14 protein-coding genes are annotated in these 14,340 nt (G+C 67.5%); 2 read left to right on the plus strand and 12 right to left on the minus strand.

The features are described from left to right. Positions 1 to 400 precede the first annotated feature (400 nt). The gene (locus tag ACM6JT_RS27865; protein WP_034178929.1) at positions 401 to 751 is read left to right on the plus strand and encodes a TonB family protein; all 351 of its coding nucleotides are present in this window, start codon (positions 401 to 403) and stop codon (positions 749 to 751) included. A gap of 120 nt (positions 752 to 871) precedes the next feature. Here ACM6JT_RS27865 and ACM6JT_RS27870 read toward each other — a convergent pair whose 3' ends face one another. From ACM6JT_RS27870 to moaC, 6 genes are all read right to left on the minus strand, one after another. Then, the gene (locus tag ACM6JT_RS27870) at positions 872 to 2,086 is read right to left on the minus strand and encodes a hypothetical protein (RefSeq protein WP_105390027.1); all 1,215 of its coding nucleotides are present in this window, start codon (positions 2,084 to 2,086) and stop codon (positions 872 to 874) included. After that, positions 2,083 to 2,292: a hypothetical protein gene (locus ACM6JT_RS27875; protein ID WP_146120796.1), complete on the minus strand. Its 210-nt coding sequence runs from the start codon at positions 2,290 to 2,292 to the stop codon at positions 2,083 to 2,085. The genes ACM6JT_RS27870 and ACM6JT_RS27875 overlap by 4 nt, the downstream gene beginning before the upstream one ends. A gap of 49 nt (positions 2,293 to 2,341) precedes the next feature. Then, positions 2,342 to 3,517: a WD40/YVTN/BNR-like repeat-containing protein gene (locus ACM6JT_RS27880; RefSeq protein ID WP_105390093.1), complete on the minus strand. Its 1,176-nt coding sequence runs from the start codon at positions 3,515 to 3,517 to the stop codon at positions 2,342 to 2,344. Positions 3,518 to 3,596: 79 nt separating this feature from the next. Continuing rightward, positions 3,597 to 4,541, minus strand: coding sequence for a hypothetical protein (locus tag ACM6JT_RS27885; protein WP_414857700.1), 945 nt, complete (start codon positions 4,539 to 4,541; stop codon positions 3,597 to 3,599). Further along, positions 4,534 to 7,221: a type VI secretion system Vgr family protein gene (locus ACM6JT_RS27890; protein ID WP_414857701.1), complete on the minus strand. Its 2,688-nt coding sequence runs from the start codon at positions 7,219 to 7,221 to the stop codon at positions 4,534 to 4,536. The genes ACM6JT_RS27885 and ACM6JT_RS27890 overlap by 8 nt, the downstream gene beginning before the upstream one ends. Positions 7,222 to 7,333: 112 nt before the next feature. Next, positions 7,334 to 7,822 carry a cyclic pyranopterin monophosphate synthase MoaC gene (moaC, locus tag ACM6JT_RS27895; RefSeq protein WP_034178925.1) on the minus strand — a complete coding sequence of 163 codons (489 nt, stop codon included), beginning with the start codon at positions 7,820 to 7,822 and terminating at the stop codon, positions 7,334 to 7,336. Positions 7,823 to 8,000: 178 nt separating this feature from the next. Here moaC and ACM6JT_RS27900 point away from each other — a divergent pair, with 178 nt between their 5' ends. Then, a complete protein-coding gene (locus ACM6JT_RS27900; RefSeq protein ID WP_243564863.1) occupies positions 8,001 to 9,695 on the plus strand; it encodes a M48 family metalloprotease in 1,695 nt (564 codons plus the stop codon). Between the two features lie 39 nt (positions 9,696 to 9,734). Here ACM6JT_RS27900 and ACM6JT_RS27905 read toward each other — a convergent pair whose 3' ends face one another. The 6 genes from ACM6JT_RS27905 to ACM6JT_RS27930 all read right to left on the minus strand — a co-directional run bounded on the left by ACM6JT_RS27905 (position 9,735) and on the right by ACM6JT_RS27930 (position 14,295). Further along, complete coding sequence (locus tag ACM6JT_RS27905) at positions 9,735 to 10,322, minus strand: DUF2946 family protein (protein ID WP_175748927.1); 588 nt, start codon at positions 10,320 to 10,322, stop codon at positions 9,735 to 9,737. Beyond that, positions 10,315 to 11,352 carry a hydrolase gene (locus ACM6JT_RS27910; protein ID WP_034179416.1) on the minus strand — a complete coding sequence of 346 codons (1,038 nt, stop codon included), beginning with the start codon at positions 11,350 to 11,352 and terminating at the stop codon, positions 10,315 to 10,317. The genes ACM6JT_RS27905 and ACM6JT_RS27910 overlap by 8 nt, the downstream gene beginning before the upstream one ends. A 34-nt stretch (positions 11,353 to 11,386) precedes the next feature. Further along, positions 11,387 to 11,833 carry a nuclear transport factor 2 family protein gene (locus ACM6JT_RS27915; protein WP_034178922.1) on the minus strand — a complete coding sequence of 149 codons (447 nt, stop codon included), beginning with the start codon at positions 11,831 to 11,833 and terminating at the stop codon, positions 11,387 to 11,389. A gap of 115 nt (positions 11,834 to 11,948) precedes the next feature. Continuing rightward, positions 11,949 to 12,986 carry a lipopolysaccharide heptosyltransferase II gene (gene waaF, locus ACM6JT_RS27920; protein ID WP_027785312.1) on the minus strand — a complete coding sequence of 346 codons (1,038 nt, stop codon included), beginning with the start codon at positions 12,984 to 12,986 and terminating at the stop codon, positions 11,949 to 11,951. Positions 12,987 to 13,125: 139 nt separating this feature from the next. After that, entirely contained in the window at positions 13,126 to 13,320 is a 195-nt protein-coding gene (locus tag ACM6JT_RS27925) for a zinc-finger domain-containing protein (protein ID WP_006749970.1), read from the minus strand. 51 nt (positions 13,321 to 13,371) lie between these two features. Further along, complete coding sequence (locus tag ACM6JT_RS27930; protein WP_047898927.1) at positions 13,372 to 14,295, minus strand: branched-chain amino acid transaminase; 924 nt, start codon at positions 14,293 to 14,295, stop codon at positions 13,372 to 13,374. Between the last annotated feature and the right edge of the window lie 45 nt (positions 14,296 to 14,340).

The following is a 14,340-nucleotide window of genomic DNA, read 5'->3' on the forward strand; positions in this document are numbered from 1 at the left end:
GCCCGACATGGGCAGCGGTCGGGCAGATCGGCCCTGCATGAACCGCGTGAATTCGGCCAGGTATTCGATTACCTCGCGAATGGCGCGGATTCCGGCCGAAGCGCGTCGATTCGCGTCAACCATTGTCAAATCGGCGCCGCTGGTCGCGTGGCGCGTGCACAATGCGCGCAAGCGCTCGCGAGCCGGTCCGCATGTGGCACGGGCCCGGCGTGAGCGCGGGCCACCCCGGCTATCCGGGCACCCCGCCAGGCAGGATCGCGGCCGAGCATCGATCGGCCGTGCGGCCGTAACGGGGCGCCGGTCCGATGGCCGCGGCGCAGTGCGACGCACGTGATGCGGGAGCGATGTCTTCCGGTGCGCGGCGTTCGTCCAGAACAGTGATGAAGAACGATATTCGACCATGGCCATTCGCTCGACCTACCTGATCCTGCCCGCCGTCGCGATGCTGTTTTCCGGCTGCGCGATGCTGTCGTCGTCGCAGGAAAGCAAGCTGACCTGCCACATTCCGCGTGCCGTCTATCCGGACACCGCGAAGCCGCTCACGCGCCCGGCCACCGTGCTCGTGCGCGCGCTGATGACGACGTCAGGCGAAGCGCAGAACGTCACCGTGACGACGAGCAGCCGCAATGCGGCCGCCGATCGTGCGGCCGTCGACGCGATGACGCATGCGACCTGCGCGCAGACGGGCGCGACCGCGAATCCGTTCCTGCTGACCCAGCCGTTCGTGTTCGAGCCGCGACGCGGCGAGTGATGTCGGACGGCGTGCCCTGCGCGCCGTTTTCCGTCCGTTTTTGCCGCTGGCCGACCGCGCCGTTGCGCACGGCCGTCGAAAGCCGATACGCGCGGCCGTTGCGCCGAGCGCGCCCGATGTTCAGTGCCGCGGCATCAGGTTCGCGCCGCGGCAGGCCGGTTCGGCCGAATTGCGCAGCCCGAGCATCGTGAATCCGTTGCGCTCCTGGCGAATCAGCGCATAGCGCCGCGCGACCGTTTCCCCGCTCTTGCCCGTCAGATCCAGTTCGACCTGAAAGCGCTCCTTGCTGTCCGAGCAGCCGCGCACGGGGCCGTACGCGAAGCCGGTATCGGGCGCTTTGCTTGCCGCGTTGAACGCCTGCCGGGCTTTCAGCGCAGCCGCGGCGGCGGCGGGCTCGCTCCATTCGCGCGCAAGCGCATCGTCCACCTTCAGCCATTCGTCGACGAAATCCCGGCCGTTGAGCGCCGCGGGCTGCACGCGTTGCACGGTATCGCCGTCGACGCGGTAGCGGAAGATGCCTGGCCGAGTCATGACTTCGCTGTCGAGCGAGCCGACCGTCGTGCGCAGCTCGAAGCCGTCGGGGCGCATCTTGAAGCGGATCGCGTCGTCGTCGATCACGTAGCCGTGTTCGGTATGGAACAGCGTGCGTTGCGCGGTCGAGCCGTTTGCCGGTGCGACCACGTCCGCGCCGAACCGGCTCCAGCGCGACGAGCACCACGGCGTGCCGTGCACGACCGCGACCTGCCCGCCGGGCAGCGCCGAGAACCAGAAGCCGCCGCCGTAGGCGCCGCCGATGTCCTTGTAATCGTCGGCCTGCCAGCGCAGCACGCGCCGCCAGCCGCCGTTTTCCCATGCGTACGCGGTGAGCAGGTTGTCGTCGCCGCACGCGATGTCGAAGCCGGCGCGCACGAAGAGGAGCGGACGGGACGTGCCGCCGCGTTCGACGTCGACGTCCGGATTGCGGCCGAACGCCGATTCGCCGTTTTTCGGTGCGGCCGACTGGGCCGATTGGGCCGGCACGCCGAGCGCGGCCGCGAGCGTGCGTTTCAGTGCGGCCGGTTCGACGTGTTCGTCGCTGCACGCGAGCCGCGCGTCGATCGCGCCGACGAGCGCCTGCTTGTACGCGCGAAGCGCGTCGCGCAGCGGCGGCGAGATGTCGACGTTGCCGCCACCGTCGCCTTGCGGATTGCGGACCTGCTGGACGCGGTGCTGCGCGTCGATTGCCGCGCGCGCGGTGGTGTCGGCGGTGGGGCAGGTGCCGGCGGCGAAGGTGGCGGCCGGTGCGGCGCAGACGATGGAGAGCGCGAGTGTCGCGCGGGTCAGCATTTTTTTCATCGACGTTTTTCTTCGTTTTTTTCGTTCAGGACGGAAAGCGGCTGGCCGGATACCGAACCGGAATCGAGGCCCGGCGCGGTATTGCATGAATCCCGAGCAATCCGGCCGGACGCGATGAACGAAGCATTCGACCCGGGCCACTCCGCCGGCCGGCGCGTGCGTTGTCGTGCGCAGCGCGATATCTCGCCGCGGTTGCGGATCGCCATGATCGCGCTGCCGCAGCGAGGGCCGGTTGCCGAGGCTCCCGGCGCGTGGTCAGAAGGTCCGCTTCTTCAGCGTGAATGCGTGCAGCCAGTACAACGTGTTGGTCTGCGCGTCGAAGTAGCCGCCTTGTGCGGTCTTGTCGGTCGTTTGATCCCACGACTTGCCGGCGTCGGTGCTGCTGAACGTCAGGTCGATCGGTGCGCCGCCGCCGCGGCCATCGCTCCCCGTGTTCGGGTCGGTTGCATAGACGAGCAGAAGACCGTCGCGACCGACGCTCAGGCTGTCGAGCCTGAGCTTTTCGTCGAACGTGCGCAGTTGCTGCACCGACTCGGGATGATCGCTCGTCCACGTGGAAATGGCGCCCGTGCGGCGGCCATTGTCGCGAACCTCGCCGTTCTGCGGCTTGTCGAGGCGCGACAGCGTGTACAGCGAATAGCGTGATGCCGGTCCCGGCGTGGTGTCGAGCGCGGTGACGACCTGGCCAGGCAGCACGGTATCCGTCGCGAATGCGTGCTGCTCCCAGTCGAGCCGGTCAATCACGCTGTGCGCCGGCGCGTCGGCAGTCTGAGCGACGTAGTACGCAATGCGCAGCACGCCGTCAGGACCAAGACTGATTGCGTTGAAATTCTTGCGCGTCTTGCCGGCGATATGCGCGCCCGCCGGCACGTCGATCGCCTGCCACGTGTTTCCGCCGTCCGAAGTCCGCCATACGCGGGGCCCCCAGCCGGTCGCGTAGCCGCGCTGCGGGTCGAGGAAGAGCAGGCGACCGATGTTCTGGCTTTCGGGCCATTGAAGCTGCGACCATGTCTGGCCGCCATTGGTCGACTTCCACAGTTTCGTGGTTTGCGGCGCATCGCCGCCTTGCGCCTCGGGGGCTTTGTAGTTCATCCACGACGTGCTGATGAACTGAACCGACCAGTCCGGCGAGTACCACCAAGCGGCGCTTTGGCCGACCTGCTGGAAATGGCGTTGCATCCCGCCGTCGACGGTTCCCCGGAAGAAGCTTATCGTCATGCGGTTCAGCAATTCGCCGGTGTCGTTCATCCACGCCTCGGTCGGCTCGGCCCGCTGCGGTTCGTTCGATTCGGCGGTGGGCTTGAACGTCACCTCGGGATTGGCGAGCTTGACGCTCATGACGTCATTGTCCTTGATGCGGAAGTTGCCGCCGCCGTACGGCGTGTCGTCCCGCATGAAGCTTGTCGAAATCGTCTCCCAGCCCGTCGTCATATTCACGTACCCGTATGTTGCAATGGCCAGGGCAACGAGGCCCCCGGCGATCCATTTCCAGCGCTTGTGTTTTTGCATGTTACTTTTTCAGCAAACGATCCAGCGCGCGGCTGACTTCTTCGGATGTGTCAGAGCCCCACTCGCGCGCCTTGTCGACCGCGTCGTTGCCCCATTCGCGTGCCTTGTCGACCGCATCGGAGCTCCAATCGCGTGCCTTCTGTTTGGCGACGGGGATACCGGCGTCCCATGCCTGCTTGAGCGTGCGCCCATCGCCCCATTCCTGCATGTTGGGCCGTTTGCCAATCTTCACCAGATCCTCGACCGGCAGGCCGGCCAGCCCTCCGTCCAGATAAGCCAATGGGTGCGTGACGAAGGCGAAGGTCTTGAATGTTTCCCCGCCCTGGTCCACTTCCAGCTCGTATTGTTCCACCTGCATCGAGAGCTCGCCGTTGCCCGGCTTCGCACTCTGGAATGCGATCAGGTCTCCCTGCATGTTCCGCTGCAGCCCGATCTCGATGTATCTCTGAAGCCACCACCGGGCGTTTTCAAGCCATTTCTTTCCTTTTGGCGTGAGGGTGGGATAGAGATTGGCGCCGTAATCCGAGCAATAGTAGTAGCCGTAACTCACATAGTAGTCGGGCGGTTTGTGGCCGCACCCGATATGCCGCATCATGAAATTGCCGTGGCGCGACCAGTCGGAATCCTTGCTGCGCACTTCGATCAGCTTCTCTCGCCGATGCAGCAGGCGGCGGGCGACTTCCTTGTCTTTCCACGGATCCCATGAGGTGGCGAATTTCTTGACGGTCTCCCATGCACTTGACTTGCTGACCTTCTCGACCGTTTGCCAGTACTCGCCGTGCAGCGGCTGGTAGTAGAACGGGCAGGTGCCGACGATGGAATCCGCAGCCGGCGTTACATGCTTGTCGCAAATGTTGATATCGACCTTCGGCCGATCCTTGTACCCCGTCGGCGTCAGCATCCCCGAGCCGGTGCCGAGCACCTTTTCCTGTTGTCCGTCAGCCATGCGATTTCCCTAGAAACTTGACGACGACGTCATGCGGCACGTGGCTCTGTGTGAGCCCCGTCTCTCCCGCCGCGTTGGTGACGCCTTCCGAGAGCAGCTTGCCGTTCGAGAACATCTGGTACCGCGTGTTTGCGACCGGAATGTCGGTGCCGGCCCAGTGCGCGATGAACGCCTGATCGTAGTTGCCGGTCGAGTTAGGCAGCGTCGGCATGGTTTGCGACAGGTGCGTGGGGCCGCTGAACGCATGCTGCGCACCCTTGATGTCGATCTTGCCGGGCGCATGCACTTCGATGTTGCCGTTCGCGATGCGGATGTAGGCGCCGCCGGACGTCAGCAGGATTTCCTTCGCCGCGGCGCCTTCGATCGACTCGGTGACCGCCATCAGCTTCAGCGCCTTCTGCGCGGTCAGCTCGATGTTGTCCGCGTGCGCCTGGACTTCGACCTTGCCCTTGCCGGCGAACAGTTTCATCCCCGCGTTCTGCGCGAACAGGCTGATCCGGTCGAGGACGCTCGCGATCAGCGACTTTCCGGCGGCGACGTGCGTGCTTTGCCCGCTGACGAGGTTGATGTGACGGTCCGCGGCAAGCTGCGTGGACTGCTGCGTGGACATCCCGATGCCGGCCGGGCTGCCGAACAGCATCACGGGCTCCTTGAACGCATTGGCGCTGCCGGTTCCGCCGCCGGCGGTTCGGCCGCCCGATGCACTGCCGCTCACGCTGTTCTGCGTCGCGTCGGTGAACTGCTTCAGCGCCGCGTGGCCGGGGTCGAGCGACTCGCCCTGATGCTGTGCGCTGACATCCGACATCGCCTCCATCAGGCCTTCCGCGCGAACGAGTTGCTGTTGCGTCTCCTCGACGTCGAGCGGTTGGCTTGCCGGCCGTTTCGGATGGGTCGTGACGTACAGGCCGCGGTTCGCGCGCACGGCGCCGTATGCGTCGGACCGCAGGTCGAAGCCGCTGCCGAGATAGCTGCCGCGGTTGTTGCCCGAATGGTCGATCAGGTAGCCGAGATGCAGGTGCGCGTTGGTCTGGCTGCTGTACAGGTGCACGCGGTTCTGCGAGGTCGCGTCGTCGAGCACCAGCTGGTTGTAGCCGGCGCCCGCGTATTCCTTGGACCGGTATCCGGACAGGATCCCGTTGGTATGCCACTGCGGGCTCGTCGCGCCGTTGTACAGCTTGCCGACGATGATCGGGCGATCGCAGTCGCCGCCGAGGAAATCGACCAGCACCTCCTCGCCGCTGCGGTGCGGGTGCACGGCGCCGTAGCCGTTGCCCGAATCCGACGTCGCGGCACGCAGCCAGCACGATGCTTTCTCGTCGCCGTCGTTGAGGCGGTCCCAATGGAAGCGCACCTTGACCCGGTTGAGTTCGTCGGTATGGACTTCCTCGCCTTGCGGTGCGACGACGATCGCCGATTGCAGGTGCATCGGCGGTTTCGCGTGTTCGAGGGGGCTGCGGAACGGCACGGTCGTGCGCTGCGCTTCGATGCTGATCCGGAAAAAGCCCTCGCTGCCGTCAGGATGGCGAACGCGCGACGAGTCGGCGCCACCGGCCTGCACGATGCTGCCGACCTCGGCCTGCAGGCTGTGCGGGAAGGCGGCCTGCCCGTCGCCGACGGGCAGGTTGTTGACGATGATCCATGCGGTCTCGATCACGGCGAATTCGCGCTGGCCGGCATCGTCCTTGTCGTGTTCGGGGTGATCCGCGAACTCGAACGTGCGTCCCGCGTCCATGCGCCGCACGCCGCCGACGCCGTGAAAGCGCTTCGCGTGCGACTCCTGCTCCTCCATCCAGATCTTCGACAGATGGTCGCCGCGGGACTGCTCGGGATACGTGTAGGCGCCCGTGTATTCGTAGACTTCGAGCTGCTGCGGCAGGTCGCCCTGGTTCGCGATCGTCGGCGTATGGGTCGCTTTCGGATTCGACGCGGTGGGCGGCTGCTTGTAGTCGAACGTGCGCGTGGTGCGCTCGACGCTTCGCAGCGTACGCGTACCGGAGAACTGGACGAGCGTGTCGGCTTCGTCGCCCGTGCCTGCGTGATGAAAGCGCACTGTTCGCGGCGACAGCGCGGGCAACGCGTCGATGCGGTCGACGATGACGAGCCGATGCGATTTGCCGTCCTTGTCCTGTTCCCAGAAGCCGTACAGGCCTTCCGATTCCATCAGGCGATGCACGAAATTCCAGTCGTCTTCGTATTGCATGCAGAACGAGCGGGACGGCAGCGGCTGGTAGAGCCTGAAGGTGAAGCGCCCCTTGGCCTGCGGATGCTGGTTCAGCACGTCGGCGATGATGTCGTCCGCGGACCGGTCCTGCCAGATGCGCTGATCGCGGCGGAACTTCAGGAAGTGCAGGAACGACGCAAACACGATCTGATAGTGCGTGACGCCGCTGTCCGATCCGAGCCGGCGGGCGGCATGCACGTAACCGTGGTGAGGCGCGTACGACCGGTCGGCCTGCTGGATCCACAGCGTCACCGGCTGCGCGATCAGTTTCTTGAGTTCGAGGCTGTCGGACACCGAGACGGTATCGACGGTGAACTCGAAATGGCGCCCGAGCCGCGATCGTCCCTTGACGCGATGCGGCAGCAGGACGTCGGGGCCGAGCGGCGTATCCAGTTTGACAAGCCGCTCGTGCTGAACCGGTCCGGCCAGCAAGGCGCTTCTTGACGCTTGCGAATTCATCACCAGTGCTCGCTTTTTTTGTGTGGGTTCGCACGCTCTCCCGTGCGGAGTCCGGTAATTGTATGAGAAAACCGGTTTTATCTCGAATTTGCAGGCGGGCGGTGCGCTGGCTTCAACCCGCCGCGTCTTCCGCCTTCCAGTCCCCAGACTTCCCGCCGCGCTTTTCCCGCACGCTCACATCGGTGATCACCATCCCGCGATCGACGGCCTTGCACATGTCGTAGACGGTCAGCAGCCCGACCTGCACGGCGGTCAGCGCTTCCATCTCGACGCCGGTCCGGCCGAACGTCTCGACCTGCACGCCGCAGTGGACGCCGGGCAGCGCATCGTCGAGCTCGAAGTCGACGGCCACGCGCGTCAGCGCGAGCGGGTGGCACAGCGGAATGAGGTCGGCCGTGCGCTTTGCGCCCTGGATGGCCGCGATGCGCGCGACGCCGAGCACGTCGCCTTTTTTCGCCTTGCCGTCGCGGATCAGCGCGAACGTGGCCGGCAGCATCCGGATCGTGCCGCGCGCGATCGCGATGCGCCGGGTTTCCTGCTTGCCGCCGACGTCGACCATGTGCGCATGGCCGGCGGCATCGAAATGGGTGAGTCCTGACATGTCTTGCTCCGTCTCAACGGGCGCTTATCATAGCAGCGGCATTCGCGTCGCCGGGGGCGCAGATGACGCATGCGCGGCACGAGACAGTCGCGCATGCGCCGGTACAATGACCCGAATATTCAGACCAAACGCCGCGATGCGCGCCCGGCGCGCGGGACGGCGTCGTTTTCATCCTGCCATGCGTGTCAAACAGTTGCTTGCCGTGTCGCTGTCGGCGGCGCTCGCGTTGCCGCCGAGCGGCCATGCGCAGAGCGCGTCCGCGCCGCCGCTCGAGCCGGCGGCCGGCGGCTCCTCGTCGATTTCCACCGTGCCGCCCGGCATCGCGACCGGCGTGTTCGGCACGTACGGCGGTGCGGAGAGCCGGTTTTCGGGCGCGGGCGGCGCGTCGGCGCCGGCCGCGAGCCTGCGCGCGCCGCTGCGCGCACTCGAGCTGCCCGACCTCGGCGACGGCTCCGGCGGTTCGCTGACGCCGCGGGCCGAGCGCCGGCTCGGCGAGCGCGTGATGCGCGAAGTGCGGCGCGATCCCGATTATCTCGACGACTGGCTCGTACGCGACTACCTGAACGCGATGGCGGCGCGCCTCGCAGCCGCGGCGGCCGCGCGCTACATCGGCGGCTACACGCCGGACTTCGACCTGTTCCCGGTGCGCGATCCGCAGATCAACGCGTTCTCGATGCCGGGCGGCTTCATCGGGATCAACAGCGGGCTCGTGGTCACGACGCAGACGGAATCGGAGCTTGCGTCGGTGGTCGGCCACGAGATGGGCCACGTGCTGCAGCGGCACATCGCGCGGATGATCGGCGCGAGCGAGAAGAGTGGCTACACGGCGCTCGCGACGATGCTGCTCGGCGTGCTGGCCGGCGTGCTCGCGAGAAGCGGCGATCTCGGCAGCGCGATCGCGATGGGCGGGCAGGCGTATGCGGTGGACAACCAGCTGCGCTTCTCGCGTTCGGCCGAGCGCGAGGCCGATCGCGTCGGCTTCCAGCTGCTCGCGGGCGCGGGCTACGACCCGTACGGGATGCCGGGTTTCTTCGAGCGGCTCGAACGCGCGTCGATGGGCGATGCGGGCGTGCCGGCCTATGCGCGCACGCACCCGCTGACCGGCGAGCGGATCGCCGACATGGAGGATCGCGCGCGTCGCGCGCCGTACCGGCAGCCGCGTCAGTCGACCGAGTACGGATTCGTGCGCGCGCGGCTGCGCGTCCTGCAGAACCGCGCGCCGACCGACATCTCGGCCGAGGCGCACCGGATGCAGCTCGAGATCGACGATCGCACGGCGCCGAACGTCGCGGCGAACTGGTACGGTATCGCGCTCGCGAACACGCTGCTCGGCCAGTACGACGCGGCGGACAAGGCGCTCGCTTCGGCGCGCGGCGCGTTCGATGCGCGTGAGCGGCGCGAGGACGACCCGGCAACGAGTTCGCCGAGCCTCGACGTGCTGGCCGCCGACATCGCGCGCCGTGCGGGCCGGACCGACGACGCGGTGCGGCTCGCGGCGCTCGCGCAGCGGCGCTGGCCGGCGTCGCACGCGGCGATCGTCGCGCACCTGCAGGCGCTGATCGCCGCCCGCCGCTTTGCCGAAGCGCAGGCGCTTGCACGCGCGCAGGCGCAGGCCGATCCCGAGCAGCCGGACTGGTGGGACTACCTCGCGAAGGCGAGCGACGGCAAGGGCGACGTGCTCGCGCGGCGCCGCGCGCTCGCGGAGAAACTTGCACTCGATGGCGCATGGCCGTCGGCGATCCGCCAGTTGAAGGAAGCGCGCGATGCGAAGGACGTGTCGTTCTACGAGCAGTCGATCATCGGCGCGCGGCTGCTGGAATTCGAGGCGCGCTACAAGGAAGAGCGCGACGACGAGAAGAACGGCCGCGGGTAGCGGCCGGCGCGCGGCGAACGCGGGAAGGGCGGGTGCGGGTCAGTTGCCGTTGTCGGCCGCGTCGCGTGCCTGTCGCGCCGGACTCGCGACGTAGCCGAACCGCGCGGGCACGTCCGCGCAGACGATTGCGCCGAGCGGCAGCGCGCGGCCGTCACGCCAGCGCAGCACGGGCGGCGCGGCGTCGAAATCCGCGTGATCGGCGAACAGCCCGAGATCGTGGTCGTGCAGCGCCGCGATGCGCGGCGGCGCGCCTGCATCGCGAAACAGCACGCCGCCCCCATCGTCGAGCCATGCTTCGTCCGGTTCGAACGCGGCGCCCGTCTGGTCGGTGAGCGTGAGCTGTCCGTCGCGCTCGGCGAGCCGCACGACCCACGGCGTATAGGCGAGCTCGACGTACACGCGCTGCGGCCCGTTCTGGAAGAACCACCGGCCCCGCGCGTCGCATTCGTAGTTGCGGCCGATGAACGCGTTCAGCGCCGCATGCCGGATCGGCGAGCCGAGCTCGCCGGCCGCCTGCGCCGCGTCGTCGCGCAGCCGCCATTCGCCGCGCCGGTCGAGCAGCAGCCAGCCGGTGCAGTGCGGCACGTTCGGCCATTTTGCGAGCGCCTGCCTGACGATGTCATCCATGGTCGACGAATTTCGAGCAATAGCCGAACACCCGCGCCGACAGCCAGTCGAGGCGGCCGGGGAACGGCCCGGTCATGAATCCCGCGTGCCCGCCGGTCTCGGGCTGGTCGAGCTCGACGGCCGGCGATACGTCGGCCGGGCCCGGCAGTGCCGATTCGGGCAGGAACGGGTCGTTGCGGGCGTTGAGGATCAGCGTCGGCACGTCGATCGCGGGCAGCAGCGGCCGCGTTGTCGCCTTCGTCCAGTAGTCGTCGGCGTTCGCGAAACCGTGCAGCGGCGCGGTCACGGCCTCGTCGAAGTCGCGCATCGTCACGGCCTGCAGCATCGCGTCGCGGTCGAACAGCCCCGGGTACTGGTCGAGCTTCGCGAGCGCCTTGCGCTTGAGCGTCTTCAGGAAGCTGCGCGTATAGACCATCGCGAACCCCTGCGACAGCGCGCGGCCGCCCGCATGCACGTCGATCGGCGTCGAGATCGCGGCGGCCGCCCGCAGGATCGACGTGTCGCTGCGATGCTCGCCGAGCCAGTGCAGCAGCACGTTGCCGCCGAGCGACACGCCGGCCGCGATCAGCGGCCCGCGATGCTGCGCGGCGAGCCGGCGCAGGATCCAGTCGACCTCGGCGCTATCGGCGAGATGGTAGAAGCGCGGCTGGCGGTTGATCTCGCCGCTGCAGCTGCGAAAGTGCGGCACGACGGCGTGCCAGCCCTTCGCGCGTGCGGCGGCCATCATCTCGAGCGCGTAGTGCGAGCCGGAACTGCCTTCGAGGCCGTGGAACAGCACGAACAGCGGCGCATCGGGCGGCGGCGCCGCACTGTCGAGATGGGCGACCCAGTCGAGATCGATGAAGTCGTGATCGGGGGTTTCCCATCGCTCTCGTCGGTAGGCGACGGCCGGTCGTCGCGCGAACAGCGCGGGCACGATGGTTTGCGCATGGCTGTTCGGCAGCCAGCGTGGTGCGCGATAGCGCAGTGTGTCGTCGTCCGGGACCGGAGCCCCGGCGAGCGGCGAGGTGGGCGGAGAAGCCGTACTCATGATCGCCCCGCGTATGCGTTGCTTCGTCTTTTCGTCAGTGCAGCGGGCCCTGCCCATGACGGATCTTCGCGGCGAACTGCCCGGCCGCTTGTTCGGGAATCGGGCTCGCGTGGATGTGCGCGATGCGCCACTCGCCGCGTTCGTGGATCATCACGTACGTGGCGAAAACCATGTCGGGTTCGGCCGTCAGGTCGGCCTGCTGATGCGCTTCGGCGATCGTGTAGACGACCGTGCCGAGGCTGTCGTAGACGCGGATGTCGAGCGGTTCGATCGTCACCGGGCGCGTCGCGAGCCGGTTGGCGAGCCCGCTGCGGATCTGGTCGAGGCCGTGCAGATGCTCGCCGTCCGCCCACACGCAGCTGGCGAAATCCTCGTCGATCCACAACGCCAGCAGCGCGTCGAGATTGGCATCGGCGACGGCCTGGTAGTAGGCGTTCAGCGTATCGGCAGCGGCTTCGAAGAGGCGGGCAAAACGTGGCATCGGGGTTGTCTCTCGCGCGCGTCGCGCGCCGTATTCAGCACGGCGGCCCGGATGGGGCCGCCGCACACCGGTGAATCGGATTGCCCGGCGCGTCGTGCGACGCTGCCGGCCAGGGTCAGCGCTGCCCGACGAGCATGCCGCGCAAATCGCCGAATACCTGCTCGGGACCGAGTTCGCGCAGGCACTTCAGGTGGCCGAGCGGGCACTCGCGTTCGAAGCAGGGACTGCATTCGAGATGCAGCCATTGTACCTTCGCCAGGTCCGACAGCGGAGGGGTGTGGCGCGGATCGGTCGATCCGTACAGCGCGACGAGCGGCCGGCGCAGCGCGGCGGCGACGTGCATCAGCCCCGAATCGTTGGTGACGACCGCGTTCGCGCGCGCGATCAGCGCGCATGCCTCGGACAGCGACGTCTGCCCGCACAGGTTGCGCACGTTCGGCGCGTGGTCGGCGATCGCCTGCGCGGCCGCGGCGTCCTTCTGCGAGCCGAGCGCGACGATCTGCGTGTACGGGAACGACTGGTGCACGATCGTCGCGAGCGACGCGAAGTGCTCGGGCGGCCAGCGCTTGGCCGGGCCGTATTCGGCGCCCGGGCAGAACACGACGAGCGGCTTGCGTGTATCGAGATTGAAACGCGCGGAAACCCGCGCCGTCTCGTTCAGGTCGGCGTCGAGGCGCGGCGCGGGCAGCGTCTTCATCGATTCGGGCAGCTTCGCGCCCGGCGCGTACGCGAGCGCCGCGTAGTGGGTCGTCATCGGCGGCCGCTCGCCCGACTTGGTCGGATTCGCGTGCCGCACGTTCAACAGCCCGTAGCGGTGCTCGCCCGTGTAGCCGATCCGCAGCGGGATGTTCGCGAGCCACGGGATCACCGCGGACTTCAGCGAATTCGGCAGCACGTACGCCGCGTCGTAGCCGACGTCGCGCAGGTCGCTCGCGAGCTGCCAGCGGCGCAGCAGCTGCAGCTTGCCGTGCGCGAGATCGGTCGCGTAGACATCGTGGATCTCGGGCATCCGCTCGAGCACGGGCGCGACCCACGAGGGCGCGACCGCATCGATCGCGATGCGGGGATGGAGCTTCTTCAGCAGCGCAAAAAGCGGCTGCGCCATCAATGCGTCACCGATCCAGTTCGGTGCGATAACCAGCGCTCGACGCATCAGGTGGACTTCCGATGTCGTAATGAAGCGCGGCGCGCGGGCGCCGCGTTCGGGTTGCCAGAATGGAGAACGGCGGCGCGCCGGGCATCCGGCTGCGCCGCCTCGCGAGCGGCGGGCCCGCGGGCCCGGCCGCCCGGGCTCAGTGGCCCTTGACGACCTCGCCGTCGCGCAGCTTGTAGCGCGTGCCGCAGTACGGGCAGCGCGCCTCGCCGTGCGAGACGTCGATGAACACGCGCGGGTGCGCGCTCCAGCGCGCCATGGCCGGGTTCGGGCAGTAGGCGGGAAGATCCTTGGCCGTCAGCTCGACCAGCGGCATTTCCTTGATTTCACTCATGAGACTTTCTCTTATCACTCTTTTGTGGGGGCGGTCGGTGGCGCGGCGCGCTCAGACCTTCGTCAGCCAGTGCGCGTACTTCGCGTTCTTGCCCGACACGATATCGAAAAACGCCGACTGGAGCTTTTCCGTGACGGGGCCGCGCGCGCCGCTGCCGATCGTGCGGTTGTCGAGCTCGCGGATCGGCGTGACTTCGGCGGCCGTGCCGGTGAAGAACGCCTCGTCGGCCGTATAGACCTCGTCGCGCGTGATGCGCTTCTCGATCACCTCGATGCCGGCGTCCTTCGCGAGCGTGATGACCGTGTCGCGCGTGATGCCGTCGAGGCACGACGACAGGTCGGGCGTATACAGCTTGCCGTTGTTCACGAGGAAGAAGTTCTCGCCGGAGCCTTCCGACACGTAGCCGTCGACGTCGAGCAGCAGCGCTTCGTCGTAGCCGTCGGCCGTCGCTTCCTGGTTTGCCAGGATCGAGTTCACGTACCAGCCCGACGCCTTCGCGCGCACCATCGACACGTTCACGTGGTGGCGCGTGAACGACGACGTCTTCACGCGGATACCCTTCGCGAGGCCTTCCTCGCCGAGGTACGCGCCCCACGGCCACGCGGCGATCGCGACGTGGATCGTGTTGCCCTTCGCCGACACGCCGAGCTTTTCCGAGCCGACCCAGATGATCGGGCGCAGGTAGCACGATTCGAGCTTGTTCTCGCGCACGACTTCGAGTTGCGCGGCTTCGAGCGTTTCCCGGTCGAACGGCACGTCCATCTGGAAGATCTTCGCGGAATTCAGCAGACGTTTCGTGTGCTCGCGCAGGCGGAAGATCGCGGTGCTGCCGTCGGCCGTCTTGTACGCGCGCACGCCCTCGAAGACGCCCATGCCGTAGTGCAGCGTATGGGTCAGGACGTGGATCTTGGCGTCGCGCCAGTCGATCAGCTTGCCGTCCATCCAGATCTTGCCGTCGCGGTCGGCCATTGACATAGGATTCTCCTGGGATGCGGTTGTGTGCAGCGTTGAGCCGGAAAG

Origin of the sequence: Burkholderia sp. IT-111MI5 (assembly GCF_949752865.1) — a bacterium.
Lineage (GTDB): Bacteria > Pseudomonadota > Gammaproteobacteria > Burkholderiales > Burkholderiaceae > Burkholderia > Burkholderia pyrrocinia_C.

Coding starts and splice junctions, on each gene's coding strand:
- ACM6JT_RS27930 (WP_047898927.1), bottom strand. CDS start 14,295: ATGTCAATGGCCGACCGCGACGGCAAGATCTGGATGGACGGCAAGCTG.
- ACM6JT_RS27900 (WP_243564863.1), top strand. CDS start 8,001: ATGCGTGTCAAACAGTTGCTTGCCGTGTCGCTGTCGGCGGCGCTCGCG.
- ACM6JT_RS27910 (WP_034179416.1), bottom strand. CDS start 11,352: ATGAGTACGGCTTCTCCGCCCACCTCGCCGCTCGCCGGGGCTCCGGTC.
- ACM6JT_RS27905 (WP_175748927.1), bottom strand. CDS start 10,322: ATGGATGACATCGTCAGGCAGGCGCTCGCAAAATGGCCGAACGTGCCG.
- ACM6JT_RS27875 (WP_146120796.1), bottom strand. CDS start 2,292: ATGGCGATCCGCAACCGCGGCGAGATATCGCGCTGCGCACGACAACGC.
- ACM6JT_RS27865 (WP_034178929.1), top strand. CDS start 401: ATGGCCATTCGCTCGACCTACCTGATCCTGCCCGCCGTCGCGATGCTG.
- ACM6JT_RS27890 (WP_414857701.1), bottom strand. CDS start 7,221: ATGAATTCGCAAGCGTCAAGAAGCGCCTTGCTGGCCGGACCGGTTCAG.
- waaF (WP_027785312.1), bottom strand. CDS start 12,986: ATGCGTCGAGCGCTGGTTATCGCACCGAACTGGATCGGTGACGCATTG.
- ACM6JT_RS27885 (WP_414857700.1), bottom strand. CDS start 4,541: ATGGCTGACGGACAACAGGAAAAGGTGCTCGGCACCGGCTCGGGGATG.
- moaC (WP_034178925.1), bottom strand. CDS start 7,822: ATGTCAGGACTCACCCATTTCGATGCCGCCGGCCATGCGCACATGGTC.
- ACM6JT_RS27870 (WP_105390027.1), bottom strand. CDS start 2,086: ATGAAAAAAATGCTGACCCGCGCGACACTCGCGCTCTCCATCGTCTGC.
- ACM6JT_RS27880 (WP_105390093.1), bottom strand. CDS start 3,517: ATGACGACGGGCTGGGAGACGATTTCGACAAGCTTCATGCGGGACGAC.
- ACM6JT_RS27925 (WP_006749970.1), bottom strand. CDS start 13,320: ATGAGTGAAATCAAGGAAATGCCGCTGGTCGAGCTGACGGCCAAGGAT.
- ACM6JT_RS27915 (WP_034178922.1), bottom strand. CDS start 11,833: ATGCCACGTTTTGCCCGCCTCTTCGAAGCCGCTGCCGATACGCTGAAC.